The following is a 24,579-nucleotide window of genomic DNA, read 5'->3' as shown; positions in this document are numbered from 1 at the left end:
ATCCGGTCTGAAATCGATTCGTTGTCCACAGATTTCCGCCTTCCTCTGGCTTTTCGTCCCGTGTCCCTTCACTCTGGGTAGTGGACAACGGAGTTCGGGTGGACGGGGCAGCCATGGACGCGGTGCGGCTCATCGTGACGAGCAGGCGTGCCCTCGCGGGGAGCGGAGACGCGCCACAGGTCATGACCGAGGTCTGGCAGGCCCAAGCGCTGGCGCAGGCCATAGGGAGCAGACTCGCGGTCTACGGACCGCCTCAACTGCGCGGTGAGGCACTGGGGTTGACGGAGCTGGCGGGCCGGGGCTGCGGGGTCCTGGACCGCCCCGACCTCGACACCGCCGACCTGCGCGCCGCCCAGCTCACCGAACTCGGCGACGCCCGCCAGGCCCTGCTCTACCTGGGCGGCCTCCTCGGCGAGGTGGGCATCGCCCTGGTGGGCCTCGCCTGCTCGGCGGACGACGAGGGCACGTACTGGCAGTGCATGGAGGCCATCGACGCGGCGGACGAATCCAGAGACCGCGTCCGCGACATGCTGCGCAAGCTGGCGGAGTGCGATCCGGCGATACCGCAACGGGAGGCGGGGTGAGGGGGGTTGGGTCCGGGGCGGCGACGCGGGGTGGAGCCGGGGGGAGGTGAGGGCGCTGTGATTTCGGGGTGGCGGCTGGGTCCCGGGAGGTGGGGGCGGGCGCCGTTACTCGTGGCGGTGACCGGTCGGTGCAGGGCCCCGGTCTCCCTGGTGCGCTGACCGGCCTTGGCCTGGATGATCCCCGCCACGCGGGGACCCCCCTGCGCCCGCGACAACGCCCGCTCACCGGCGGCACCGAAGCGCCGCCGACTGCCCGCGGGGCGATCCGCTCAGCCGCCGCCGAAGCGCTACTTGGCCTCTGTCTCCTCCGCCCCCCGTCCCGCCGACTGGAGGTCGGCGTCCAGGGCGGAGAGGTCCGCGTTGAGGGCCGCCATCAGCTCCTCCATCTGCTGCAACAAGCCCTTCGGCCGGCCGGCTTCGCCACCTTGCTGCGGGACGGATTCTTCGGACATGACGGCCTCCTCGGCCCAGGCCCCCACGGGAGGCCGACACCTTGACGCCCGGCGCTGACCGGCCGGCGCGGGCGCCGGTCGGTCCGGCTCCGCCCCAGCAACGATCATCACCTTCGCCGGGTCACTGGCCCGGGCAGCCCCCGTGTGCCGCGTTGACGGATTTTCACCCGACCGTGGCGGCGCGGGGCCGGTGGGACCAGTGGGGTTGACCGGGGCCGGAGCGTGCAGGATGGAGGTATGGATCTTCGCATTTTCACCGAGCCCCAGCAGGGGGCGACCTACGACACCCTTCTGACCGTTGCCAAGGCCACGGAGGATCTCGCCTTTGACGCCTTTTTCCGCAGTGATCACTACCTGAAGATGGGCTCGGGCGACGGGCTTCCCGGGCCCACCGACGCCTGGATCACCCTCGCCGGGCTCGCCCGCGAGACCAAGCGCATCCGCCTCGGCACCCTGATGACCGCCGGCACCTTCCGGCTCCCCGGCGTCCTCGCCATCCAGGTCGCGCAGGTCGACCAGATGTCCGGCGGCCGGGTCGAACTCGGCCTCGGCGCGGGCTGGTTCGAGGAGGAGCACCAGGCGTACGGCATCCCGTTCCCGAAGGAGAAGTTCGGCCGCCTGGAGGAGCAGCTGGCCATCGTCACCGGCCTGTGGGAGACGAAGCTCGGCGACACCTTCGACTTCCACGGCACGTACTACGACCTGACCGGCTCCCCGGCGCTGCCCAAGCCCGCCCAGGCGAAGATCCCGGTCCTCGTCGGCGGCCACGGCCCGACCCGCACCCCCCGCCTCGCCGCGAAGTACGCCGACGAGTTCAACATGCCGTTCGCCTCCGTCGAGGACAGCGAGCGCCAGTTCGGCCGCGTCCGCGCCGCCGCCGAGGAAGCGGGCCGCGGCGCCGACAGCCTCGTCTACTCCAACGCCCTCGTCGTCTGTGTCGGCAAGGACGATCAGGAGGTCGCCCGCCGCGCCGCCGCGATCGGGCGTGAGGTGCCCGAGCTGAAGGCCAACGGCCTGGCGGGCTCCCCGAGCGAGGTCGTCGACAAGATCGGCCGGTATCAGGAGGTCGGCTCGCAGCGCCTCTACCTCCAGCTCCTCGACCTCGACGACCTGGAGCACCTGGAGCTCATCTCCTCGCAGGTGCAGTCGCAGCTGGGCTGAGCCGTCGCAGGACCGTCCGGTGGAGCAGGTCATCCGCCGGACGGTCGCGACAGGTCATCCACCGGGCGGTCGCGACAAGTCATCCACCGGACGGTCCCCCGTCACGGCTTGCGGCCTGTCCCCACGTACAGCGGAATCTCCGTACCGCCCTGCCGTTCCCCGAGTTCGGGATGCCACTCGGCGGCCAGTACCACGCCGGGGTCGAGCAGTTCGAGACCCGTGAAGAAGGCGGAGAACTCCGCCCGGGAGCGCACCTGGGCCGTGGCGCCGCCCTTGCGGTACACCTCCACCACCCGCTCCCAGGTCTGCGGATCGAAGTCGCCGGTCGCGTGGGAGAGCGTCACGTAACTGCCCGGCGGCAGCGGGCGCAGCAGCCGGCGCAGGATCATCGCCGGCATGTCCTCGTCCCCCACCAGGTGCAGCAGCGCCACCAGCGACAGCGCGATCGGCCGGGTGAAGTCCAGCGTCTCCCGCGCGGCGGCGATGATCTTCCCCGGCTCCCTCACATCGCCGTGGACGTACGCCGTCCGCCCCTCCGGCGTGCTGTGCAGCAGCGCCTCCGCGTGCCGCAGGACGATCGGGTCGTTGTCCGCGTACACCACCCGGGCCTCGGGTGCGATCTCCTGGACGATCTGGTGGAGGTTCGGCCGGGTCGGGATGCCGGTGCCGATGTCGAGGAACTGGCGCACACCCCGCTCGGCGAGCAGCCGGGAAGCGCGGTGCATGAACGCGCGGTTGGTCCGCGCCATCGCGCTGACGGCGGGGAAGAGGGAGGTCACCTGCTCGGCCGCGGCCACGTCGACGGGGTAGTTGTCCTTGCCGCCGAGGAAGTAGTCGTACATACGCGCCGAGTGGGGCCTGCTCGTGTCCATGGGGTGAGCGCCCGATCCGGTGTCTGTCACGTGAGCCTCCAGGCGGATAATTCCCGAGTGCTGCCGATGTCCGGTCTGTACGGTGTGCATATCAGCAGTTCAGACCCTACTTGAGGCACGCCCGTGTTCCTTTCGATCACCACCACCGGCACCCCGGAACGCCCCGCCACCGACCTCGGCTACCTGCTCCACAAGCATCCCGGGAAGGCCCAGGCGTTCTCCACCTCCTACGGCCGGGCCCATGTCCTCTACCCCGAGGCGCGGCCCGAACGCTGCACGGCGGCCCTGCTGCTGGAGGTCGACGCGGTGGCGCTGGTCCGGAAGGGAAAGAGCAAAGGCGGCCGCGGCGGCGCGCCCGACGCCGCGCTCGCGCAGTACGTCAACGACCGTCCGTACGCGGCCTCTTCGCTGCTCGCCGTGGCGCTCAGCGGTGTCTTCTCCAGCGCCATGCGCGGGGTGTGCAACGCCCGTCCCGAGCGGGCCGCGCAGCCGCTGCCGCTGCGCGTCGAGGTACCCGCGCTGCCGGCCAGAGGAGGTCCGGGTCTCGTACGGCAGCTCTTCGAACCGCTCGGCTGGACCGTCACCGTCGAACCCGTCGCGCTGGACGCCCAGTTCCCCGAGTGGGGCGACTCGCGGTATGTGCGGCTCGAACTGGAGTCCGGCGCGCTGACCCTCGCGCAGGCACTGCGGCATCTGTACGTCCTTCTGCCGGTCCTCGACGACGCCAAGCACTACTGGGTCTCCGAGGACGAGGTCGACAAGCTGCTGCGCGCCGGTGAGGGCTGGCTGTCCGAGCACCCGGAGCAGAAGCTCATCACCAGCCGCTACCTCTCGCGCCGCTGGTCGCTGACCCGCCAGGCCATGGAGCGGCTGGAACTGGTGCGCCTCGCCGAGGCCGACGACAGCGAGGTCGAGGAGATCGACAACGCCGTCGAGGCCGAGACCGAGGAGGAGGCGAAGCCGACGCCGCTCGCCGTGCAGCGACGGGACGCGATCATCACCGCGCTCCAGGCGTCCGGTGCCGCGCGTGTGCTCGATCTCGGGTGCGGACAGGGGCAGTTGGTGCAGGCACTGCTCAAGGACCCGCGGTTCACCGAGATCGTCGGCGTCGACGTGTCGGTGCGCGCGCTCACCATCGCCTCCCGGCGGCTGAAGCTGGACCGCATGGGGGAGCGGCAGGCCTCGCGCGTCAAGCTCGTCCAGGGCTCGCTGGCCTACACCGACAAGCGGCTCAAGGGCTACGACGCCGCCGTGCTCAGCGAGGTGATCGAGCACCTCGACCTGCCCCGGCTGCCCGCCCTGGAGTACGCCGTGTTCGGCGCCGCGCGCCCGCGGACCGTCCTGGTGACGACCCCGAACGTCGAGTACAACGTCCGCTGGGAGTCCCTCCCGGCCGGCCATGTCCGGCACGGCGACCACCGCTTCGAGTGGACGCGGGAGGAGTTCCGGGCCTGGGCCGCGGCGGTGGCCGAACGGCACGGGTACGAGGTGGAGTTCGTGCCGGTCGGGCCGGACGACCCCGAGGTGGGACCGCCCACCCAGATGGCTGTGTTCACCGTACGCAAGGAGAAGGAGGCGAAGGCCGCATGACCGAGAACCAGACCCAGATCCAGGGACGGGTCCTGCCCGTCACCGACCTCTCCCTCGTCGTCCTCGTCGGCGCGTCCGGCTCCGGCAAGTCGACCTTCGCCCGCAGGCACTTCAAGCCCACCGAGGTGATCTCCTCCGACTTCTGCCGCGGCCTGGTCTCCGACGACGAGAACGACCAGAGCGCGACGAAGGACGCCTTCGACGTGCTCCACTACATCGCCGGCAAGCGGCTCGCCGCCGGCCGCCGTACCGTCGTGGACGCCACCAGCGTGCAGTCGGACGCCCGTAAGCAGCTGATCGACCTGGCCAGACAGCACGACGTGCTGCCCATCGCCATCGTGCTGGACGTGCCGGAGGAGGTGTGCGCCGAGCGCAACGCGGGCCGCACCGACCGGGCCGACATGCCGGTGCGGGTCATCAAGCGGCACATCCGCGAACTCCGCCGCTCCCTGCGCCACTTGGAGCGCGAGGGCTTCCGCAAGGTGCACGTCCTGCGCGGCGTCGAGGACATCGAGCACGCCACCGTCGTCACCGAGAAGCGGTTCAACGACCTGACCCACCTCACCGGCCCCTTCGACATCGTCGGTGACATCCACGGCTGCGCGAGCGAACTGGAGTCCCTGCTCGGCAAGTTGGGATACGCCGACGGAGTGCACCCGCAGGGCCGTACCGCGGTCTTCGTCGGTGACCTCGTCGACCGCGGCCCGGACAGCCCGGGTGTGCTGCGCCGGGTGATGTCGATGGTGAAGTCGGGCAACGCCCTGTGCGTGCCCGGCAACCACGAGAACAAGTACGGGCGTTACCTGAAGGGCCGCAACGTCCAGCACACCCACGGCCTCGCCGAGACCATCGGCCAGATGGAGACCGAGCCGGACGAGTTCCGCGCCGAGGTACGGGAGTTCATCGATGGCCTCGTCAGCCACTACGTCCTCGACGGCGGCCGGCTGGTGGTCTGCCACGCCGGTCTGCCGGAGAAGTACCACGGCCGTACGTCGGGACGGGTGCGTTCGCACGCCCTGTACGGCGACACCACCGGGGAGACCGACGAGTTCGGGCTGCCCGTGCGCTACCCGTGGGCGGAGGACTACCGGGGCCGGGCCGCGGTCGTCTACGGCCACACCCCGGTCCCGGAGGCCAGTTGGCTCAACAACACCATCTGCCTGGACACCGGCGCCGTCTTCGGCGGCAAGCTCACCGCGCTGCGCTGGCCGGAGCGCGAGCTGGTCGACGTACCGGCGGAGCAGGTCTGGTACGAGCCGACCAAGCCGCTGAGGTCGGAGGCGCCGGGTGGGCACGACGGGCGGCCGCTGGACCTGGCGGACGTGCACGGACGGCGGGTCGTCGAGACCCGGCACCAGGGACGCGTCGCGATCCGCGAGGAGAACGCGGCGGCGGCGCTTGAGGTCATGAGCCGGTTCGCGGTGGACCCGCGGCTGCTTCCGTACCTCCCGCCGACCATGGCCCCGACGGCGACCAGCCACCTCGATGGCTATCTGGAGCACCCGGCCGAGGCGTTCAGGCAGTACGCCGAGGACGGGGTCGCGCGGGTCGTGTGCGAGGAGAAGCACATGGGGTCGCGGGCGGTGGCGCTGGTGTGCCGGGACGCGGAGGCGGCGCGCAAGCGCTTCGGCGTGGACGGCCCGACCGGCTCGCTGTACACCCGCACCGGGCGTCCGTTCTTCGACGACGAGTCGGTGACCGAGGAGATCCTCGGGCGGCTGCGCGCGGCGATCGACGAGGCCGGGCTGTGGGCCGAACTCGAGACGGACTGGCTCCTGTTGGACGCCGAGCTGATGCCGTGGTCGCTGAAGGCGTCGGGGCTGCTGCGCTCGCAGTACGCCGCGGTCGGCGCCGCCTCCGGGGCGGTGTTCCCGGGTGCGCTGGCCGCGCTGGAGGGCGCGGCGGCGCGGGGCGTCGAGGTCGGTGACCTCCTCGACCGGCAGCGCGCGAGGGCCTCGGACGCGGCCGCGTTCACGGAGGCGTACCGCCGCTACTGCTGGACCACGGACGGCCTGGACGGCGTCCGCCTGGCGCCGTTCCAGATCCTCGCGGTCCAGGGCCGCAGCCTGACGGGTCTGCCGCACGACGAGCAACTGGCCCTCCTTGACCGGCTGGTGGAGCACGACAGCACCGGTCTGCTCCAGACCACCCGACGCCTGTACGTCGACACGGCCGGCCCCGAGTCGGTCCGGGCGGGCGTCGACTGGTGGCTGGAGATGACCGGCCGCGGCGGCGAGGGCATGGTCGTCAAGCCACTGGGTGCCGTGGTGCGCAGCGGCGAGGGGCGGCTGGTGCAGCCGGGCATCAAGTGCCGGGGCCGGGAGTACCTGCGGATCATCTACGGCCCGGAGTACACCCGGCCGGAGAACCTCGCCCGGCTGCGGGGACGCTTCCTGAACCACAAGCGCTCGCTCGCGATCCGCGAGTACGCGCTCGGCCTGGAGGCCCTTGACCGGCTGGCCGAGGGCGAGCCGCTGTGGCGGGTGCACGAGGCGGTGTTCGGGGTGCTGGCCCTGGAGTCGGAGCCGGTCGACCCACGGCTGTGACGGGCGGGCGGCGCCGGGCCCGACCCATGGCGGTGACGTGGCCGGGCCCCTCAGGGGGTCCGGTCACCCCACCAGCCGCAGCCGTTCCCGGCACACCCCCACCCGTACCGACTGCCCCCACGTCAGCTCCAGCGCGTCGCCCTCCATGCCGTCCCCGAACGCGATCAGCCGCTCGGACTCGACCGTGAGCCGCAGCCGCGCGGAGGCCGTCAACTCGCCCGCCACCAGGGAGGTACCGGTGGCGGGCGAGGGCCATGCCTCGCGTACGAACCACAGCAGGCGCTCCTCCGCGGGTCCCGGGAGCCGCAGCTCCGCGCCTCGCTCCCGCCACACCGACCGCAGCCAGCCGGTCGCGCCCGTCCCGGTACCCACCAGCACCCCGGAGGAGGCCTGGGCCTCGGCGACACCCCCGTCGTCGTCGAGGCCCAGGCGGTAGCGGGCGGTCTGGTGGCCGGCGGCGCCCAGGTAGATCTCGTTGAGGGCGAGCAGCCGCTGGGTGTCGTCGGCCACGGCCTCCACCATCGTCAGCTCGACGACCTCCCGGTCCGCGACCGGCAGCAGCCGGGCCGCCTCCGACGGCCGGTGCCGCACCAGCACCCCGGGGTTGCGGCCGGGGTCGGTGTCCACGCCCAACACCGGCTGTCCGGCGAGGTACTTGGCGACGTTCGCGACCAGCCCGTCCTGACCGACCACGACCACCACGTCCTCCGGCGCGAACAGGAAACGGTCCAGATCCCGCCGCTCCACCCGGCTCTGCCGCCAGGTCAGCGGGATCGCCGCCGTCACCTCCGCCAGCGCGGCGCGGGTCCGGCGGTGACGGTCCGCCAGTTCCTCGATGTCCCGGCCGCGGGAGGAGAGGAAGAACGCGGCCTGGCCGTGGGTGCCGTGGTGGGCCACCAACTCCTCGTACTCCGTGGTGCGGTGGACCAGCACGACCCGGGGCGCGAGGCTCACGCCGGGTCCCTCGGGGCGCCGAGCCGGGCGAGCAGACCGGTCAGGACGTCCGGCGAGATGGTGACGCTGTCGATCTGCGGCAGGTTCTCCGCCAGCCGGGTGCCGGTGAGGGCGTGCAGCGTCGCCACGTCGACATCGGCGTGCACCCGCAGCCACGCCGCCTGCGCCTGGGCCCGCGCCTCACCCACCTCACGCAGACCTTCGGCCTCGGCGCGGGCCAACTGCACCGACCGCGCCGCCTCGGCCTCCGCCAGCTTGAGCGATCGGGCGGCCTCCGCCTCGCCCAGCTTGAGCGACCGCTCCGCCTCGGCCTCCGCGAGCTTCACGGACCGCGCCGCTTCCGCCTCGCCCAACTTCACCGACCGCGCGGCCTCGGCCTCCGCCAGCTTCACCGAGCGGGCCGCCTCCGCCCCGGCCCGTACCGCGTCGGCCGCCGCGTGTTCCTCGGCCTCGCGGCGGGCGTTCGTGCCGCGCTGCTCGACCAACTGCTCCTCGCGCCGGGCGAGTTCGATCTGGCTGGCCAGTTCGTTCTCGGCGATCGTCCGCTCCCGCTCGACCGCGACCGCCCGCCGTTCGTACGTCGCCCGGTCGGCCTCCTGCTGGATCTGCTCCCGGGCGGGGGTGCGCAGGGCCCGTTCCACCTCAGGCTCGGGGCGCAGGGCCACCACGCGCACCGCGACCACCTCGATGCCGGTGGCCGGCAGTCGAGGCTCCGCCGCGAGCCCCGCCGCGACCCGTTCCCGTACCGCCGTCACCCCGTCCACCAGCGCCGCCGACAACGACGTACGGGCGAGGACGTCAAGGGCGTGCTGCTGAGCGGTCTCGGTGAGCAGGGTGCCGAGCTGTTCCAGCGGGGTGCCGCGCCAGGCGCCCGTGTCCGGGTCGACCGAGAAGTCCAGGCGGCCGGCGGCGAGGGACGGGTCGCTGATCCGGTAGGTGACCGTCGCCTGCACCGTCACGTCCTGGAAGTCGGACGTACGGGCATGGAAGGTCATCGCCAACTCGCGGTCGTCGACCGGCACTTCGGAGAGTGCGGCGGTCAGCGCGCGGAACCAGAAGCTCAGCCCGGGCCCGTCGTGCAGCAGCTTTCCGCCGCGGTGGTGCCGGATGTGCGCGGTCGGTGCGCCACGGAGATGGCGCCAGCCCAGGCGCCGGGTGATGTCGGCCACGAGAGCCCCCTTGTCGTCCGGGCGACGATAAACCGGGGGCGCGTTTATCGTCAAGAGGACGAGAAACGGAAGTGGTCAAGCGGGGGGTGAATACGGTCGTCGGTGGTCAGGATGGAGTCATGGGATTCCATGTCGACTCCGAGGCCGGGCGGCTGCGCCGCGTCATCCTGCACCGGCCGGATCTCGAGCTCAAGAGGCTCACCCCCAGCAACAAGGACGCGCTCCTCTTCGACGACGTGCTCTGGGTGCGCCGGGCGCGCGCCGAGCACGACGGGTTCGCGGACGTGCTCCGCGACCGGGGCGTCACCGTCCACCTGTTCGGCGACCTGCTCACCGAGGCCCTGGCGATCCCGGCGGCCCGCACCCTCGTCCTGGACCGGGTCTTCGACGAGAAGGAGTACGGCGTCCTCGCCACCGACCATCTCCGCGCCGCCTTCGAGACCCTCCCCGCGCCCGAGCTGGCCGAGGCGCTGGTCGGCGGCATGACCAAGCGGGAGTTCCTCGACGCGCACGAGGAACCGGTCTCCGTCCGCTTCCATGTCATGGACCTCGACGACTTCCTGCTCGCCCCCCTGCCCAACCACCTCTTCACCCGTGACACCTCCGCCTGGATCTACGACGGTGTCTCCGTCAACGCCATGCGCTGGCCGGCCCGGCAGCGCGAGACGGTCCACTTCGAGGCGATCTACCGCCACCACCCGCTCTTCCGCGACGAGACGTTCCGTATCTGGAGCGAGGGTCAGGCCGACTACCCGTCCACCATCGAGGGCGGGGACGTCCTGGTCATCGGCAACGGCGCCGTCCTCATCGGCATGAGCGAGCGCACCACCCCGCAGGCCGTCGAGATGCTCGCGCACAAGCTGTTCGCGGCCGGCTCGGCGCAGACGATCGTGGCCCTCGACATGCCCAAGCGGCGTGCCTTCATGCATCTCGACACCGTGATGACGATGGTCGACGGCGACACCTTCACCCAGTACGCCGGGCTCGGCATGCTCCGCTCGTACACCATCGAACCGGGCGTCGGCGACAAGGAGTTGAAGGTCACCGACCATCCGCCGGAGCATATGCACCGCGCGATCGCCGCCGCGCTCGGGCTGAACGAGATCCGGGTGCTGACCGCCACGCAGGACGTGCACGCGGCCGAGCGGGAGCAGTGGGACGACGGCTGCAACGTGCTGGCCGTCGAGCCGGGCGTGGTGGTCGCCTACGAACGCAACGCCACCACCAACACCCACCTCCGCAAGCAGGGCGTCGAGGTCATCGAGATCCCGGGCAGCGAGCTGGGGCGGGGGAGGGGCGGGCCACGCTGTATGAGCTGCCCGGTCGAACGGTCGGCCGTATAGCCGACCGTATAGTCGTACACAGGGCTGTATATAAATGCTGGGCGTCGTATAGACTTCCAGGAGTTCGTGTCCCCCGTATCTCTGGAGCGCCCCCATGGCGATCGTCCCCACTGCCCTCGCCGGGCGTCACTTCCTCAAGGAGCTCGACTTCACCGAGGAGGAGTTCCTCGGGCTGGTCGAGCTGGCCGCGGAGCTGAAGGCCGCGAAGAAGGCCGGGACCGAGACGCGGTACCTCCAGGGCAAGAACATCGCGCTGATCTTCGAGAAGACCTCGACGCGCACCCGCTGCGCGTTCGAGGTCGCCGCCGCCGACCAGGGCGCCTCGACGACGTATCTCGACCCCTCCGGCTCGCAGATCGGCCACAAGGAGTCCGTACGGGACACCGCGCGCGTGCTCGGCCGGATGTTCGACGGCATCGAGTACCGCGGGGACAGCCAGCAGAAGGTCGAGGAGCTGGCCGCGTACGCCGGTGTCCCCGTCTACAACGGTCTTACCGACGACTGGCACCCCACGCAGATGCTCGCCGACGTGCTGACGATGACCGAGCACAGCAGCAAGGACCTGGTCAACGACGGGTTCGTCCTCGCCTACCTCGGCGACGCCCGCTTCAACATGGGCAACTCCTACCTGATCACCGGCGCCCTGCTCGGCATGGACGTCCGGATCGTCGCCCCGAAGTCCTACTGGCCCGACCAGGACGTCGTGGAGCGGGCGCGTCAGCTCGCCGTGGACAGCGGGGCCGCCATCCTGCTCACCGAGTCCGTCGAGGAGGGGGTGCGCGGCGCCGACTTCGTCGCCACCGATGTCTGGGTCTCCATGGGTGAGCCCAAGGCGGTCTGGGACGACCGGATCGCCGCGCTGAAGCCGTACGCCGTGACGATGGACGTGCTGCGTGCCACCGGCAACCCGGACGTGAAGTTCTTGCACTGTCTGCCGGCCTTCCACGACCTGGGCACCAAGGTCGGGCAGGAGATCTACGACAGCCACGGTCTGGACTCGCTGGAGGTGACCGACGAGGTCTTCGAGTCCGCGCACTCGGTCGTCTTCGACGAGGCGGAGAACCGGCTGCACACCATCAAGGCGGTCCTGGTGGCGACGCTGGCCTGAAGAGGCCCTGTCCCCTCGGTCAGGCCCCGCGGGTCACGCCGGACGCCACTGCGCCGGCACCACCGGCAGCCTGAACCACACCGCCTTGCCGGACTCGGTGGGGCGGTGCCCGCAGGACGAGCTCAGGGCGCGGATCAGCAGCAGGCCACGCCCGTGCTCCTGCCAGGGGTCGGGCTCCCCGCCGTGCGGGCGGGTCAGATCACCCGGCGGCGCCGGGTCCGGGTCGTGCACCTCCACCTGACAGCCGCTCGGCAGCAGCTCGACGACCAGCTCTATCGGGGAGTCCCCGGCGGTGTGCTCGACGGCGTTCGCGACCAGCTCGGCCGTCAGCAGCTCAGCGGTGTCACAGTCGGCCCCGTGCTCCAGATCGGCGAGCGCCGTCCGCACCAGGGCACGCGCCACAGGCACCGCAGCGGCGGAGTGCGGCAGCGCGATGCGCCAGGAGGCGGAGGCTGAGGGGCGTTCTTGCAAGGCGGTTCCGTTCATGAGCAGGCTGTCCTGCTTTCAACCTTATGAATGGTACGGCGCCACCCGGCCGAGGCGTCCGACGGGCACCGTGCGGGACCTTCGACCCCGCTACCGGGCGGCTTACCCCTCACAACGCCCCGCCTCGCACGGCTGCTCCCGCCGTTACGGCGCTGTCGACGACTCGTGACGGACGGGACGTGTTCAGGTCAGACCGGAGCCGTGCTATCGCGCACTCGTGACGACAGTCAAAGATGAGTGATAACTTCGAAGGACAGAGCGCACCTCACCTGGGGAGGCCGCACGCATGAGTCCCTTCACCGGCTCCGCCGCCCGAACCGCCCACTGGGAGCATCTGCGGGTGGACCTCACGGCTGGCGTCGCCACCGTCACCCTCGCCCGCCCCGACAAACTCAACGCGCTCACCTTCGGCGCCTACGCCGACCTGCGCGACCTCCTCGCCGAGCTCTCCCGGGAGCGCTCGGTACGGGCCCTGGTCCTGGCCGGCGAGGGACGCGGCTTCTGCTCCGGCGGCGACGTCGACGAGATCATCGGCGCGACCCTGTCGATGGACACGGCCCAGCTCCTCGACTTCAACCGGATGACGGGCCAGGTCGTGCGGGCGGTACGGGAATGCCCGTTCCCGGTGATCGCCGCGGTGCACGGCGTGGCGGCGGGCGCGGGAGCGGTCCTCGCCCTCGCCGCGGACTTCCGGGTGGCCGACCCCACGGCCCGCTTCGCTTTCCTGTTCACCCGCGTGGGTCTGTCCGGCGGCGACATGGGCGCCGCGTACCTGCTCCCACGGGTGGTCGGCCTGGGCCACGCGACCCGCCTGCTGATGCTGGGGGAGCCGGTCCGCGCACCTGAGGCCGAACGCATCGGCCTGATCAGCGAACTCACGGACGAGGGCCGGGCGGACGAGGCGGCCCAGACCCTGGCCCGCCGTCTGTCCGAAGGCCCAGCCCTCGCCTACGCCCAGACAAAGGCCCTGCTCACAGCAGAACTGGACATGCCGTTGGCAGCGTCGGTGGAACTGGACGCGTCAACGCAGGCATTGCTGATGAACGGCGAGGATTACGCGGAGTTCCACAGGTCGTTCAAGGGAAAGCGCCCTCCAAAATGGCAGGGACGGTAACGGTGACGCCGCCAGGGGCGCGGGGAACTGCGCGACAAGCCCCCACCGACCCGCAGCCGCCGACGACGCCCAGCCACCCCCCACGCATCGCGATCATCGGCGGCGGCCCCGGCGGCCTCTACGCAGCCGCATTGCTAAAACGCCTCGCCCCCGACCGCGAGGTCACCGTCTGGGAACGCAACGCCCCCGACACCACCTTCGGCTTCGGAGTGGTCCTCTCCGACGAAACCCTCGGCGGCATAGAACACGCCGACCCCGTGGTCTACGCCGCCCTCCAACAGGACTTCATCCGCTGGGACGACATCGACATCGTCCACCGGGGAACCCACCACACCTCCGGAGGACACGGTTTCGCCGCCCTCGGCCGCAAACGCCTCCTGGAGATCCTCCACACCCGCTGCCGCGACCTCGGCGTACACCTCCGCTTCCGCACCGAGGCCCCGCCCGACCTCGCCGACACCCACGACCTCGTCATCGCCGCCGACGGAGTCAACAGCACCACCCGCGAGTCCCGCAGGCAGCTGTTCCGTCCCCACGTCACCACCCACCGCTGCCGCTACATCTGGCTCGCCGCCGACTTCGCCTTCGACGCCTTCCGCTTCGAGATCGCCGAGACCGAACACGGCGTGATGCAACTGCACGGCTACCCGTACGCGCCCGACGCCTCCACCGTGATCGTCGAGATGCGCGAAGAGGTCTGGCAGGCCGCCGGTTTCGCGGAACTCGACGCCCAGGAGTCCCTCGACCGCTGCGCCAAGATCTTCACGGACGCCCTCGGCGGCAGGCCGCTGCGCTCCAACAACTCGGCCTGGACGACCTTCCGCACGGTCGTCAACGCACACTGGTCCCACGGCAACACCGTCCTGCTCGGCGACGCCGCCCACACCGCCCACTTCTCCATCGGCTCCGGCACCAAGCTCGCCGTCGAGGACGCCCTCGCCCTCGCCGCCTGCCTGGAGGAGCAACCGGACCTGCCCACCGCACTCCAGGCGTACGAGGACGAACGCAAACCCGTCGTCGCCTCCACTCAACGCGCCGCCCGCGCCAGCCTGGAGTGGTTCGAGAACCTCGGCCGCTATCTCGACCAGCCGCCCCACCAGTTCGCCTTCAACCTCCTCACCCGCAGCCGCCGTGTCACCCACGACAACCTGCGCCTGCGTGACGCCCACTTCACCGGCGCGGTGGAGCGCGAGTTCGGCTGCCCGCCCGGTACGCCCCCGATGTTCACCCCGTTCCGGCTGCGCGGACTGACCCTGCGCAACCGGGTCGTGGTGTCACCCATGGACATGTACTCCGCCACCGACGGCCTCCCCGGCGACTTCCACCTCGTCCACCTGGGCGCGCGGGCGCTCGGCGGGGCGGCGCTGGTGATGACCGAGATGGTGTGCGTGAGCGAGGAGGGACGGATCACCCCCGGCTGCACCGGCCTCTACAACGGCAAGCAGGCCGAGGCGTGGAAGCGGATCACCGACTTCGTGCACGCGCAGACGCCGGGCACCGCGATCGGCGTGCAGCTGGGCCACTCCGGCCGCAAGGGCTCGACCAAGCTGATGTGGGACGGCATGGACGAGCCGCTGCCCGACGGCAACTGGCCCCTCGTGGCCGCGTCCGCGCTCCCGTACGCGCCCGCCAACCAGACCCCGCGTGAGCTCACCCGTGCCCAACTCACCGACATCCGCGAACAGTTCACGGCAGCCGCCTGGCGGGCCGCCCGCGCCGGCTTCGACCTCCTCGAACTTCACTGCGCGCACGGCTATCTGCTCTCCGGTTTCCTCTCCCCGCTCACCAACCACCGCACGGACGCCTACGGCGGCACGCTCGCCAAACGCCTCCGCTTCCCCCTGGAGGTCTTCGACGCCATCAGGGGCGTCTGGCCGGACGAACGGCCCATGACCGTGCGGATCTCCGCCACCGACTGGGCCGACGGCGGCACCTCGGCCGAGGACGCCGTCGAGATCGCTCGCGCCTTCGCCGCGCACGGCGCCGACGCGATCGACGTGTCGACCGGGCAGGTCGTGGCCGAGGAGCGACCGGAGTTCGGGCGGTCGTACCAGACGCCCTTCGCGGACCGGATCCGCCATGAGACCGGCATCCCGGTGATCGCGGTCGGCGCGATCTCCTCCTGGGACGACGTCAACTCCCTGATCCTGGCCGGGCGCACCGACCTGTGCGCCCTCGCCCGCCCTCACCTCTACGACCCGCACTGGACCCTGCACGCCGCCGCCGAGCAGGGCTACGACGGACCCGGTGTCACCTGGCCGGCCCCGTACCGGGCGGGCAGCCGGCGCCCCCAGACCGGACGCACGGACGCCCCCAAGCCCCGCCTGACGCTGGGGACTTGAGGGCGTTCACATAAAAAGGGATCAGGAGAGATCTACCATTCCGGCCGTCAGCGTCGCCCCGTCCGCCGGGTCGATCAGGAGGAACGCGCCGGTGCGCCGGGAGACCGCGTAGTCGTCCAGGGCCAGCGGCTCGGCCGTGCGCAGCGCCACGCGGCCGAGATCGTTCGCGTTCAACTCGCGGACCTCGCCCAGGTCCTGGACGATCGCCTTGACGGTCCGTGTGGTGTGCCGGACCAGGACGCGGTCGCCGACCCGCAGCGGACGGTCGGCCAGATGGCAGACGGCCGCCCGGACGTCCCGGGTGAGCGCCGGGACGTCGACCCCGGCCGTGATCATGTCGCCGCGCGACACGTCCCGCTGGTCGGCGAGGCGCACCCCGATGGACTGCGGCGCGTACGCCACCTCCGTGGGGACGCCGAGCACGTCGATGCCGGTGACCTCGGAGGTCTCGCCGGACGGGTGGACGGTCACCCGGTCGCCGACGCGCAGCGCACCCGACGCCAACTGGCCCGCGTAGTAGCGGACTTCGCCGTCCCGGATGACGTACTGGACGGGAAAGCGGGCGGGCGCGTCGGCGGCCTCGACGCCCACCGGCACGTTCTCCAGGAACTCCAGCAACGCCGGTCCCTCGTACCAGTCCATCTGCGTCGAGCGGTCCACCACGTTGTCGCCGACGAGCGCCGAGACGGGGATCGGTGTGAAGGAGGGCAGCCCCAACTCGGCGGCGTGACCGGCGAAGTCCTCGACGATCCGCTCGAACTCCTTCTCCTCGTACCCGACGAGGTCCATCTTGTTGACGGCGAGGACCACGTGCGGGACGCGCAGCAGCGCGGCGATGGCCGCGTGGCGGAGGGTCTGCTCCACCACGCCGTTACGGGCGTCGACCAGGACGATCGTCAGTTCGGCGGTGGAGGCGCCGGTGACCATGTTGCGGGTGTACTGCACATGGCCGGGGGTGTCGGCGAGGATGAACCGGCGCTTGGCGGTGGCGAAGTAGCGGTAGGCCACGTCGATGGTGATGCCCTGCTCGCGCTCGGCGCGCAGGCCGTCCGTGAGGAGTGCGAGGTCGGGGCCTTCCTGGCCGCGCGAGGCGGACGCGCGCTCCACGGCCTCCAGTTGGTCGGTGAGGACCGACTTGGAGTCGTGCAGCAGCCGGCCGACGAGGGTCGACTTGCCGTCGTCGACGGAACCGGCGGTGGCGAACCGAAGCGTGTCGACGGTCGTGTTGACGGTCATGTCTAGAAATACCCTTCGCGCTTGCGGTCTTCCATCGCGGCCTCGGACATCTTGTCGTCGGCGCGGGTCGCGCCGCGCTCGGTGAGCCGGGACGCGGCGATCTCGGCGATCACCTTCTCGATGGTGTCGGCGTCGGAGTCCACCGCGCCGGTGCAGGACATGTCGCCGACCGTGCGATAGCGGACCTGCCGCTTCTCGACGGTCTCGTCGGCCTTGGGCCCGCCCCACTCACCGGCGGTCAGCCACATCCCGCCGCGCCGGAAGACCTCACGCTGATGGGCGTAGTAGATCTCCGGGAGGTCGATCCGCTCACGGGCGATGTACTGCCAGACGTCCAGTTCGGTCCAGTTGGACAGCGGGAACACGCGGACGTGCTCGCCGGGAGCGTGGCGCCCGTTGTAGAGGTTCCACAGCTCGGGGCGCTGGCGGCGCGGGTCCCACTGCGAGAACTCGTCCCGCAGCGAGAACACCCGCTCTTTCGCCCGGGCCTTCTCCTCGTCCCGGCGGCCACCGCCGAAGACCGCGTCGAACTTCTCCGACTGGATCTTCTCGGTCAGCGGCAGCGTCTGGAGGGGGTTACGGGTCCCGTCCGGACGTTCGCGCAACACACCCCGGTCGATGTAGTCCTGTACGGAGGCCACATGGAGGCGCAGCCCGTGCCGGGCCACGGTCCGGTCGCGGTACTCGAGCACCTCGGGGAAGTTGTGCCCGGTGTCCACATGGAGGAGCGAGAAGGGAATCGCCGCCGGGGCGAACGCCTTCAGCGTCAGATGCAGCATGACGATGGAGTCCTTGCCGCCGGAGAAGAGAATCACCGGCCGCTCGAACTCACCCGCCACCTCACGGAAGATGTGCACGGCCTCGGACTCCAGCGCGTCCAGGTGCGAGAGAGCGAAGTCGCTCATACGATCCCCCGCTCCGCCAGCACGGCGTACACCGCGTCGGCCGACTCCTGCGGGGTCTGCGACTGGGTCTCCAGGACCAGCGCCGCGTCCACCGGCGTCTCGTACGGGTCGTCGATGCCGGTCAGCCCCGACAGCTCGCCCGCGGTCTGCCTGGCGTACAGGCCCTTCACGTCCCGCTCGCTGCACACCTCGACCGGAGTGGCGACGTGCACCTCGATGTACGGCGTACCGCTCGCCTCGTGCCGTTTGCGGACCGCGTCGCGGCTGTCGGCGTACGGCGCGATGACCGGGACCACGGACAGGACGCCGTTGCGGGCGAGGACCTCCGAGACCAGGCCGATGCGCTGCACGTTGGTGTTGCGGTCCTCGCGGGAGAAGCCGAGGCCCGCGGAGAGGAAGCGACGTATCTCGTCGCCGTCGAGGACCTCCACGCGATGTCCCTCGGCCTTCAGCCGCTCACCGAGGTGCCGGGCGATCGTGGTCTTGCCCGCGCTCGGCAGCCCCGTGAGCCAGACGGTGGCTCCCCGAGCCGGACGACAGGCCCTTGCCGTGGTGGTCATGCGCAACAGTCCTCTTCACTTACCTATAGACGACCCGAGGGACGGTAGGTAAGAAACTTGAGAAGAGGGACAGAGGAACCTGAGGGTTCCCTTAGCTGCCTGTGGTGTGGGTGAGGTCACACGGGTTGCATCCGACTCACACGCCGACGAAGGCGGCTCCCGCGTCCCGCAGTCGCGCGTGCAGCCCCCGGAACACCTCCGCCGAGCGGCTGCCCGGCCAGTCCTCGGGGAGCAGCCGGGCGGGCAGACCGGGGTCGGCGTAGGGCAGGTGGCGCCAGGAGTCCAGGGCGAGGAGGTAGTCCCGGTAGGCCTCCTCGGGCGGGGTGTCCTCGCGGCCCTCCCAGGCGTGCAGCACGCGCGCGTGCCGGTCGAGGAAGGCGTCGTGCTCCTTGGCGATCGCCGCCAGGTCCCACCAGCGGGCGACCGCGTCGGCGGTGGCGGCGAAGCCGAGGTGGTCGCCGCGGAAGAAGTCGACGTACGGATCGAGGCGCAGCCGCTCCAGGGTGTGCCGGGCCTCCTCGTACAGCCGCGCGGGCGCGAGCCACACACCCGGTGCCGCGGTCCCGAACCCCAGCCCGGCAAGACGCGAGCGCAGTACGTGCCGCTTCTGCCGCTCCGACTCCGGGACGGAGAACACGGCGAGTACCCAGCCCTCGTCCTCGGGCGGTGCGACGGCGTAGATGCGCCGGTCGCCGTCCTCCAGCAACTGACGGGCGTCGGGGGAGAGTTCGTACCCGGCCGCGCCCTGTGCGGTACGGGCCGGCACGAGCAGTCCGCGGCGTTTGAGCCGGGACACGGAGGATCTGACGGAGGGCGCGTCCACGCCGGCCGCGGCGAGCAGCCGGATCAGCTCGGCGACCGGTACCGGGCCGGGCACGAAGCGGCCGTAGGCGCCGTAGAGCGTGACGATGAGAGACCGTGGTGCATGCTGGTCGGACACGTTGATCATCTTAGGTCGTCGGTATCACTGCTGGTCACCCTCGGTACGCAGTCTGAACCGCTGGAGTTTGCCGGTCGCCGTGCGCGGCAGCGCGTCCAGGAGGACGATCTCGCGCGGACACTTGTACGGCGCCAGCTCCGACTTCAGAAACGCCCGCAGCGCCTCGGTGTCCCGCTCGGCACCTTCCTTGACGACGGCGTACGCCACCACGATCTGCCCTCGCGCCTCGTCGGCCCGCCCCACGACCGCGGCCTCCACCACGTCCGGGTGGCGCAGCAGGGCGTCCTCGACCTCCGGGCCCGCGATGTTGTACCCGGCCGAGATGATCATGTCGTCCGCGCGGGCGACGTACCGGAAGTAGCCGTCGCTCTCGCGGACGTAGGTGTCACCGGTGATGTTCCAGCCGAAGCGGACGTACTCGCCCTGCCGCGGATCGGCGAGATAGCGGCACCCGACCGGCCCCCGCACGGCGAGCAGCCCCGGCTCCCCGTCGGGACGGTCCCGGCCCTCCTCGTCGACCACGCGCGCGTGCCAGCCGGGCACCGGCACCCCGGTCGTCCCCGGCCGGATCCGCTCGTCGGCGGCCGAGACGAAGATGTGCAGCAGCTCGGTCGCGCCGATGCCGTTGATGATCCGCAGCCCGGTCCGCTCGTGCCACGCCTCCCAGGTGGCGGCGGGCAGGTTCTCACCGGCGGAGACACAGCGGCGCAGCGAGGAGATGTCGTACGCGGACAGCTCGTCGAGCATCGCGCGGTACGCCGTCGGCGCGGTGAACAGCACCGAGACCCGGTGCTCCGCGATCGCGGGCAACAGCTGCCTGGGGCCCGCCTGTTCGAGGAGCAGGGCGCTGGCGCCGGCCCGCATCGGGAAGATCACGAGCCCGCCGAGCCCGAAGGTGAACCCGAGTGGCGGACTGCCGGCGAAGACGTCGTCCGCGCGGGGCCGCAGTACCTGCCGCGAGAACGTGTCGGCTATGGCGAGCACGTCCCGGTGGAAGTGCATGCACCCCTTGGGGCGCCCGGTGGTGCCGGAGGTGAAGGCGATCAGCGCCACGTCGTCGGTCGCGGTCGCCACGGCCGGGTACGGGGCGTCCGGCGCCGTACGGTTCAGCAGGTCGTCGGGGGCGTCACCGCCGTACGTCGTGATCCGCAGCCCCGGTATCTCGGCCTTGGCGAGGTCGTCCACGGCGCGGATGTCGCACAGGGCGTGGCTGATCCGGGCGATCTCGCACATCGTGGCCAGCTCGTGCGGCCGCTGCTGCGCCAGCACGGTCACGGCCACCGCCCCCGCCTTCAGCACGGCCAGCCAGCAGGCCGCGAGCCACGGGGTGGTGGGTCCCCGCAGAAGGACACGGTTGCCGGGTACGACGCCGAGGTCGCCGGTGAGGAGATGCGCGAGCCGGTCGACGCGGGCGCGCAGGGCGCCGTACGTCCAGGGGGCGCCGGACGGGGTGTGGAACACCGGGCGGTCGTCGGGCGGGCCCGTCAGCAGCTCGGCCGCGCAGTTCAGCCGATCGGGGTACCGCAGTTCGGGGAGTTCGAACTGGAGCTCGGGCCATTGGTCGGGCGGCGGGAGATGGTCGCGCGCGAAGGTGTCGACGTGCGCCGAGACGTTCATGGCGGTTCGCCCCCTTGCCTGGTGGCCTGCCTTGTGGGCGTCGTGGGTGGGCTCGCTGAAGGAGCGTATCGCGTTGGTGACGACAGTCAATGGGACGCGATATCGTCGAGGGGTCCAGTGGAGAGAGGGGACCGGCAATGCCCGCATTCTCGCTCGATCCGGTACAGAACGCCTGGTGTGCGGAGCTGCGGGCGATGGCGGCGGAACGGCTGCGCCCGCTCGCGGAGAAGGGTGAGCCGGGGCACGTCAACCGGCCCCTGGTCGCCGAACTCGGCCGGCTCGGTCTGCTGGAGCGCCTGTTCCGCTCCGGCGCGCTCGACCTGTGTCTGATGCGGGAGTCCCTCGCCTACGCCTGCACCGAGGCGGAGACGGCCCTCGCCCTGCAGGGCCTCGGCGCCCATCCGGTCCACGCGCACGGCACCCCGGCCCAGCGGGCCCGCTGGCTGCCACGGGTGAGCGAGGGAAGCGCGGTGGCGGCGTTCGCGCTGAGCGAGCCGGGGGCGGGGTCGGACGCCGCGGCGCTGTCGCTGAGGGCTGAGCCGGACGGTACCGACGGCTGGCGGCTCACCGGTGAGAAGTGCTGGATCTCCAACGCCCCCGAGGCCGACTTCTACACCCTCTTCGCCCGGACCGGCGGCGCGGCGGGCGCCCGCGGTGTGACCGCCTTCCTCGTCCCCGCCGATCGTCCCGGCCTCACCGGCGCCGCCCTCGACATGCTCTCCCCGCACCCCATCGGCACCCTGGCCTTCGACGCCGTACCCGTCACCGCGGACGACGTGCTCGGCGAGGTGGACCGGGGCTTTTGGGTCGCGATGGGCACGCTGAACCTGTTCCGGCCGAGCGTCGGCGCGTTCGCGGTGGGCATGGCCCAGGCGGCCCTGGACGCGACGCTCGCCCACACGGCTCAACGGGACGCGTTCGGGGGCAAGTTGAAGGACCTCCAGTCCGTCGCCCACGAGGTCGCCGAACTCGCCCTGCGCACCGACGCGGCCCGCCTCATGGTGTACGCGGCGGCGACGGCGTACGACGAGGGCGCCCCGGACGTCCCCAAGCGCGCGGCGATGGCGAAGCTGCTCGCCACGGAGACCGCGCAGCACGTCGTCGACAAGGCCGTCCAGCTGCACGGCGCGCGGGCGCTGCGGCGCGGGCATCTGCTGGAGCACCTGTACCGGGAGGTGCGGGCGCCACGGATCTACGAGGGGGCCAGCGAGGTGCAACGGGGCATCATCGCGAAGGAGTTGTACAAGGAGACGGAGGCGGTTCAGTGAGCACCGAGCGCATCAACCCGCCCGGGCTGTCTCCGCCCACCGGCTTCTCGCATGCGGTGGTGGCGACGGGTTCGAGGGTGGTGTTCCTGGCGGGCCAGACGGCACTGGACGCGGAGGGAAAGGTGGTCGGGGAGACACTCCCCGAGCAGTTCGAGCGGGCTCTGACGAACCTGCTGACGGCCCTACGAGCAGCGGGCGGCACTCCGGCAGACCTCGCCAGGGTCACGGTCTACGCCACGGATGTCGCCGAGTATCGGCGAAGGGCCGGTGAACTGGGCCGCATTTGGCGGGAGTTGGCGGGGAGGGACTACCCGGCGATGGCGGTGGTGGAGGTAGTCCGACTCTGGGACAAGCAGGCGTTGCTGGAATTGGACGGCTTCGCGGTGATGCCCTGAAGGGGCGCGGGGCTGTATCCATTTGCGGCTCCGCCGCGTGGGCGCGACCAGCCCTCACCGGGCGTTCAAGCCGCAACAGCCAGCTCAACCCCCACCCGATGAGGCGCGACAACGCGCCCGTCCGCCAGCAACTCCCCCGAGTCGTCGAACACGATCGACCCGTCACACAGCAGGCTCCACCCCTGCTCAGGATGCGCAGCAACAACGTGGGCGTCGGAGGCAGAGCACGAAGGCTGACGAGAACACATGACGCACCTCCACATCGGGAGGACGATCCGTACGGGCCGTCCCTATGGACAGACCATGCTCCCGCCGCGAACTCACCGGAACAGCCGGACGCCAACCGTGACAACACGCGGACAACACCCGGACCGATCCACGAAGACCGCCGCGGACTCGCCACCGAAGGAGTGACGATCACGCTCCTCGACGCGCCCGACCGGTACCAGTGGAGTCCCCCACTCCACCCACCCGGGAGACCGTCATGTTCCTCCGCCCCGCCCTCGCCGCCGCCACGCTCCTCCTCCTGGCCGCAGCCCCCGTCGCCACCGCCGACCCCTATGAGACCGTGACCGTCGACCCGACCGGCACCCTCGCCGCGGACGGCACCGTCACCCTCTCCGGCACCTACCGCTGCCTCGGCAACAGCGGCCCCGCCTTCGTGAGTTCCTCCGTGGGACAGAAGTCGGCGTCCGTCCGCCACGGCATCGGCGGCACCAGCGCCGTGTGCGACGGCGCCGAGCACCGCTGGGAGAACACCGGCAAGGTCGACACCGGCGCGCTGGAGCCCGGCGCGGCGCACGTCGAGGCGACCGTGATGGAACTGCAGGGCGGCGGTCTGCCTCTGCCCCGGTTCCACGCGGCGCAGCAGCAGGACGTCACGTTGACGCCCGAGGGCTGACCTCCAGCCAGATGGTGAGCGCCCACCGCCGGTGCGGCGTCTCGACCGGCGGCAGATCGGTGAGCGACCCGGCGGTGAGCTGCTGGAGCCGGCCCAGCCGCTAGCGGACGGTGTTGGGGTGGGTGAACAGGGCCGACGCCGTCTGGTCCAGGCGGCGCCCGCTGTCCAGATACGTCAGCGCGGTCACCGTGAGCTGCCGATGGAAGCCGTCCGCCGGGTCGAGGCCCGCCAGCAGCCGCCGGCTCACCAGCGCACCGAGGAGCGGCTGTTCGGCCAGGGCGATCTCGGCGGCGAGGTCCGTGAGGTCCGTGAGGTCCGTGAGGTCCTACAGACCCTCCCGGCCCTGGTGCCGCCCGACGTCCAACGCCCTGGCGCACAGCCGGTACAGCGCGCGCAGTTCCGCCGGGGGAGCGGCCGGCGCGAGCACCACCAGGGTGCCGGGGCCGATCTCCTCCGGCGCGGGCGGCCGGGGGCAGAGCCCGGCCAGCCGTCCCTCGACCATGGCGGTTGCCGCGCGGGATGCGCGGCCGGGTCCGCCGGGTCGGCGGCCAGACAGTGGTGCAGACCGCCGGAGTCGGGGCGCAGCCCCGCCCGCGCCAACTCGCCCTCCGGTGGCACGAGTCCGTCGCGCAGGAGGCGGCCAAGGAGCCGGGCGCGCAGAGCGCCGGACTCGAGCGGCGGCTGCCGCTCGGCGGCGCGGTAACCGCCGACGACATGCCGCTCGACCGCGTCGCCGTACTCCTGCATCCGCAGGACCACGGACAGCAGGACGCCGTCGGGGACGCCGGCCGACCGGCATCGCTCCACGGTGATCTCGACCGCGCGGGTGAGTGCGGCCCGCACCCCGCGCAGCACGGCGGTCATCGGAACGCCCTGGGCAGCTCGGTCGGCGCCGAGCAGCAGCGCGGCGGCGAACTCCTGGTCGGGCAGGGCCTCCACCTGGTCGAAGGGGCGGCGGCGCAGTCCATGGCTACCAGCGGCGACGGCCTGAGCCGGGACGGCGCCGATCCCGCGGTCCGGGGCGGCCGGGTCGCTA

The 24,579-nt window shown here is 71.5% G+C and carries 24 protein-coding genes; 11 read left to right on the top strand and 13 right to left on the bottom strand.

What is annotated here, in order from left to right:
- The first annotated feature begins 113 nt into the window (after positions 1-113).
- Complete coding sequence (locus OG885_RS12305; RefSeq protein WP_405742706.1) at positions 114-584, top strand: DUF6099 family protein; 471 nt, start codon at positions 114-116, stop codon at positions 582-584.
- A gap of 287 nt (positions 585-871) precedes the next feature.
- Here the strand turns inward: OG885_RS12305 and OG885_RS12300 are convergent, their stop codons facing one another.
- The gene (locus OG885_RS12300) at positions 872-1,036 is read right to left on the bottom strand and encodes a hypothetical protein (RefSeq protein WP_165951269.1); all 165 of its coding nucleotides are present in this window, start codon (positions 1,034-1,036) and stop codon (positions 872-874) included.
- Positions 1,037-1,273: 237 nt separating this feature from the next.
- On the opposite strand from OG885_RS12300, the gene OG885_RS12295 reads away from it, so the two are divergent.
- Positions 1,274-2,197: an LLM class F420-dependent oxidoreductase gene (locus OG885_RS12295; protein WP_405730325.1), complete on the top strand. Its 924-nt coding sequence runs from the start codon at positions 1,274-1,276 to the stop codon at positions 2,195-2,197.
- 101 nt (positions 2,198-2,298) lie between these two features.
- Here OG885_RS12295 and OG885_RS12290 read toward each other — a convergent pair whose 3' ends face one another.
- Complete coding sequence (locus tag OG885_RS12290) at positions 2,299-3,069, bottom strand: SAM-dependent methyltransferase (RefSeq protein ID WP_405742704.1); 771 nt, start codon at positions 3,067-3,069, stop codon at positions 2,299-2,301.
- Positions 3,070-3,192: 123 nt separating this feature from the next.
- Here OG885_RS12290 and OG885_RS12285 point away from each other — a divergent pair, with 123 nt between their 5' ends.
- Positions 3,193-4,659, top strand: coding sequence for a 3' terminal RNA ribose 2'-O-methyltransferase Hen1 (locus OG885_RS12285; RefSeq protein ID WP_405730323.1), 1,467 nt, complete (start codon positions 3,193-3,195; stop codon positions 4,657-4,659).
- Positions 4,656-7,205, top strand: a complete 2,550-nt coding sequence (locus OG885_RS12280) for a polynucleotide kinase-phosphatase (protein ID WP_405730321.1) — start codon at positions 4,656-4,658, stop codon at positions 7,203-7,205. Before OG885_RS12285 ends, OG885_RS12280 begins: the two co-directional genes overlap by 4 nt.
- A 63-nt stretch (positions 7,206-7,268) precedes the next feature.
- Here the strand turns inward: OG885_RS12280 and OG885_RS12275 are convergent, their stop codons facing one another.
- Together OG885_RS12275 and OG885_RS12270 are read right to left on the bottom strand one after the other, a co-directional pair.
- Positions 7,269-8,159, bottom strand: a complete 891-nt coding sequence (locus OG885_RS12275) for a hypothetical protein (protein WP_405730319.1) — start codon at positions 8,157-8,159, stop codon at positions 7,269-7,271.
- Entirely contained in the window at positions 8,156-9,328 is a 1,173-nt protein-coding gene (locus OG885_RS12270; protein WP_405730317.1) for an SPFH domain-containing protein, read from the bottom strand. Before OG885_RS12270 ends, OG885_RS12275 begins: the two co-directional genes overlap by 4 nt.
- 119 nt (positions 9,329-9,447) lie before the next feature.
- Here OG885_RS12270 and OG885_RS12265 point away from each other — a divergent pair, with 119 nt between their 5' ends.
- Together OG885_RS12265 and argF are read left to right on the top strand one after the other, a co-directional pair.
- On the top strand, positions 9,448-10,671 hold the full coding sequence (locus OG885_RS12265; RefSeq protein ID WP_405730315.1) for an arginine deiminase: 1,224 nt from the start codon (positions 9,448-9,450) through the stop codon (positions 10,669-10,671).
- A 94-nt stretch (positions 10,672-10,765) separates the two neighbouring features.
- Complete coding sequence (gene argF, locus OG885_RS12260; protein ID WP_405730313.1) at positions 10,766-11,779, top strand: ornithine carbamoyltransferase; 1,014 nt, start codon at positions 10,766-10,768, stop codon at positions 11,777-11,779.
- 33 nt (positions 11,780-11,812) lie between these two features.
- Here the strand turns inward: argF and OG885_RS12255 are convergent, their stop codons facing one another.
- Positions 11,813-12,265: an ATP-binding protein gene (locus tag OG885_RS12255; RefSeq protein WP_405730311.1), complete on the bottom strand. Its 453-nt coding sequence runs from the start codon at positions 12,263-12,265 to the stop codon at positions 11,813-11,815.
- 286 nt (positions 12,266-12,551) lie between these two features.
- On the opposite strand from OG885_RS12255, the gene OG885_RS12250 reads away from it, so the two are divergent.
- Complete coding sequence (locus tag OG885_RS12250; RefSeq protein WP_405730309.1) at positions 12,552-13,379, top strand: enoyl-CoA hydratase family protein; 828 nt, start codon at positions 12,552-12,554, stop codon at positions 13,377-13,379.
- Positions 13,364-15,721, top strand: coding sequence for a bifunctional salicylyl-CoA 5-hydroxylase/oxidoreductase (locus tag OG885_RS12245; RefSeq protein WP_405730307.1), 2,358 nt, complete (start codon positions 13,364-13,366; stop codon positions 15,719-15,721). Before OG885_RS12250 ends, OG885_RS12245 begins: the two co-directional genes overlap by 16 nt.
- A gap of 21 nt (positions 15,722-15,742) precedes the next feature.
- On the opposite strand, the gene OG885_RS12240 is transcribed toward OG885_RS12245, so the two are convergent.
- The 5 genes from OG885_RS12240 to OG885_RS12220 form a co-directional block, all read right to left on the bottom strand.
- Positions 15,743-16,957, bottom strand: a complete 1,215-nt coding sequence (locus tag OG885_RS12240; RefSeq protein ID WP_405730305.1) for a sulfate adenylyltransferase subunit 1 — start codon at positions 16,955-16,957, stop codon at positions 15,743-15,745.
- A 2-nt stretch (positions 16,958-16,959) separates the two neighbouring features.
- Entirely contained in the window at positions 16,960-17,862 is a 903-nt protein-coding gene (gene cysD, locus OG885_RS12235; RefSeq protein WP_405730303.1) for a sulfate adenylyltransferase subunit CysD, read from the bottom strand.
- A complete protein-coding gene (gene cysC, locus OG885_RS12230; protein ID WP_405730301.1) occupies positions 17,859-18,422 on the bottom strand; it encodes an adenylyl-sulfate kinase in 564 nt (187 codons plus the stop codon). The genes cysD and cysC overlap by 4 nt, the downstream gene beginning before the upstream one ends.
- A gap of 136 nt (positions 18,423-18,558) precedes the next feature.
- Complete coding sequence (locus OG885_RS12225) at positions 18,559-19,371, bottom strand: PaaX family transcriptional regulator C-terminal domain-containing protein (protein ID WP_405730299.1); 813 nt, start codon at positions 19,369-19,371, stop codon at positions 18,559-18,561.
- A 15-nt stretch (positions 19,372-19,386) separates the two neighbouring features.
- Positions 19,387-20,979, bottom strand: a complete 1,593-nt coding sequence (locus OG885_RS12220; RefSeq protein ID WP_405730297.1) for an AMP-binding protein — start codon at positions 20,977-20,979, stop codon at positions 19,387-19,389.
- 137 nt (positions 20,980-21,116) lie between these two features.
- Between OG885_RS12220 and OG885_RS12215 the strand changes: the two genes are divergently transcribed.
- Both OG885_RS12215 and OG885_RS12210 read left to right on the top strand, forming a co-directional pair.
- The gene (locus tag OG885_RS12215; RefSeq protein ID WP_405730295.1) at positions 21,117-22,247 is read left to right on the top strand and encodes an acyl-CoA dehydrogenase family protein; all 1,131 of its coding nucleotides are present in this window, start codon (positions 21,117-21,119) and stop codon (positions 22,245-22,247) included.
- Positions 22,244-22,642: a RidA family protein gene (locus OG885_RS12210; RefSeq protein ID WP_405730293.1), complete on the top strand. Its 399-nt coding sequence runs from the start codon at positions 22,244-22,246 to the stop codon at positions 22,640-22,642. The genes OG885_RS12215 and OG885_RS12210 overlap by 4 nt, the downstream gene beginning before the upstream one ends.
- Before the next feature lie 65 nt (positions 22,643-22,707).
- Here the strand turns inward: OG885_RS12210 and OG885_RS12205 are convergent, their stop codons facing one another.
- Positions 22,708-22,890: a DUF5999 family protein gene (locus OG885_RS12205; protein WP_399950521.1), complete on the bottom strand. Its 183-nt coding sequence runs from the start codon at positions 22,888-22,890 to the stop codon at positions 22,708-22,710.
- Between the two features lie 236 nt (positions 22,891-23,126).
- Between OG885_RS12205 and OG885_RS12200 the strand changes: the two genes are divergently transcribed.
- Positions 23,127-23,543, top strand: a complete 417-nt coding sequence (locus OG885_RS12200) for a DUF6299 family protein (protein WP_405730290.1) — start codon at positions 23,127-23,129, stop codon at positions 23,541-23,543.
- A gap of 100 nt (positions 23,544-23,643) precedes the next feature.
- Here the strand turns inward: OG885_RS12200 and OG885_RS12195 are convergent, their stop codons facing one another.
- Both OG885_RS12195 and OG885_RS12190 read right to left on the bottom strand, forming a co-directional pair.
- On the bottom strand, positions 23,644-23,790 hold the full coding sequence (locus tag OG885_RS12195) for a helix-turn-helix domain-containing protein (RefSeq protein WP_405730288.1): 147 nt from the start codon (positions 23,788-23,790) through the stop codon (positions 23,644-23,646).
- Positions 23,791-23,868: 78 nt separating this feature from the next.
- On the bottom strand, positions 23,869-24,045 hold the full coding sequence (locus tag OG885_RS12190; RefSeq protein WP_405730286.1) for a hypothetical protein: 177 nt from the start codon (positions 24,043-24,045) through the stop codon (positions 23,869-23,871).
- Between the last annotated feature and the right edge of the window lie 534 nt (positions 24,046-24,579).

This window comes from Streptomyces sp. NBC_00028 (genome assembly GCF_045041065.1).
GTDB lineage: Bacteria > Actinomycetota > Actinomycetes > Streptomycetales > Streptomycetaceae > Streptomyces.
Note: the sequence above shows the minus strand (reverse complement) of the source record. Positions and strands in the feature narration are given on the sequence as shown.

Excerpts from the sequence above, each read along its gene's own strand:
- cysD (WP_405730303.1), bottom strand. The coding sequence starts at position 17,862 with ATGAGCGACTTCGCTCTCTCGCACCTGGACGCGCTGGAGTCCGAGGCC.
- OG885_RS12255 (WP_405730311.1), bottom strand. The coding sequence starts at position 12,265 with ATGAACGGAACCGCCTTGCAAGAACGCCCCTCAGCCTCCGCCTCCTGG.
- OG885_RS12220 (WP_405730297.1), bottom strand. The coding sequence starts at position 20,979 with ATGAACGTCTCGGCGCACGTCGACACCTTCGCGCGCGACCATCTCCCG.
- OG885_RS12225 (WP_405730299.1), bottom strand. The coding sequence starts at position 19,371 with ATGATCAACGTGTCCGACCAGCATGCACCACGGTCTCTCATCGTCACG.
- OG885_RS12295 (WP_405730325.1), top strand. The coding sequence starts at position 1,274 with ATGGATCTTCGCATTTTCACCGAGCCCCAGCAGGGGGCGACCTACGAC.
- OG885_RS12305 (WP_405742706.1), top strand. The coding sequence starts at position 114 with ATGGACGCGGTGCGGCTCATCGTGACGAGCAGGCGTGCCCTCGCGGGG.
- OG885_RS12200 (WP_405730290.1), top strand. The coding sequence starts at position 23,127 with ATGTTCCTCCGCCCCGCCCTCGCCGCCGCCACGCTCCTCCTCCTGGCC.
- OG885_RS12190 (WP_405730286.1), bottom strand. The coding sequence starts at position 24,045 with ATGGTCGAGGGACGGCTGGCCGGGCTCTGCCCCCGGCCGCCCGCGCCG.
- OG885_RS12290 (WP_405742704.1), bottom strand. The coding sequence starts at position 3,069 with ATGGACACGAGCAGGCCCCACTCGGCGCGTATGTACGACTACTTCCTC.
- OG885_RS12215 (WP_405730295.1), top strand. The coding sequence starts at position 21,117 with ATGCCCGCATTCTCGCTCGATCCGGTACAGAACGCCTGGTGTGCGGAG.
- OG885_RS12245 (WP_405730307.1), top strand. The coding sequence starts at position 13,364 with ATGGCAGGGACGGTAACGGTGACGCCGCCAGGGGCGCGGGGAACTGCG.
- cysC (WP_405730301.1), bottom strand. The coding sequence starts at position 18,422 with ATGACCACCACGGCAAGGGCCTGTCGTCCGGCTCGGGGAGCCACCGTC.
- OG885_RS12205 (WP_399950521.1), bottom strand. The coding sequence starts at position 22,890 with ATGTGTTCTCGTCAGCCTTCGTGCTCTGCCTCCGACGCCCACGTTGTT.
- OG885_RS12240 (WP_405730305.1), bottom strand. The coding sequence starts at position 16,957 with ATGACCGTCAACACGACCGTCGACACGCTTCGGTTCGCCACCGCCGGT.
- OG885_RS12280 (WP_405730321.1), top strand. The coding sequence starts at position 4,656 with ATGACCGAGAACCAGACCCAGATCCAGGGACGGGTCCTGCCCGTCACC.
- OG885_RS12250 (WP_405730309.1), top strand. The coding sequence starts at position 12,552 with ATGAGTCCCTTCACCGGCTCCGCCGCCCGAACCGCCCACTGGGAGCAT.
- OG885_RS12300 (WP_165951269.1), bottom strand. The coding sequence starts at position 1,036 with ATGTCCGAAGAATCCGTCCCGCAGCAAGGTGGCGAAGCCGGCCGGCCG.
- argF (WP_405730313.1), top strand. The coding sequence starts at position 10,766 with ATGGCGATCGTCCCCACTGCCCTCGCCGGGCGTCACTTCCTCAAGGAG.
- OG885_RS12265 (WP_405730315.1), top strand. The coding sequence starts at position 9,448 with ATGGGATTCCATGTCGACTCCGAGGCCGGGCGGCTGCGCCGCGTCATC.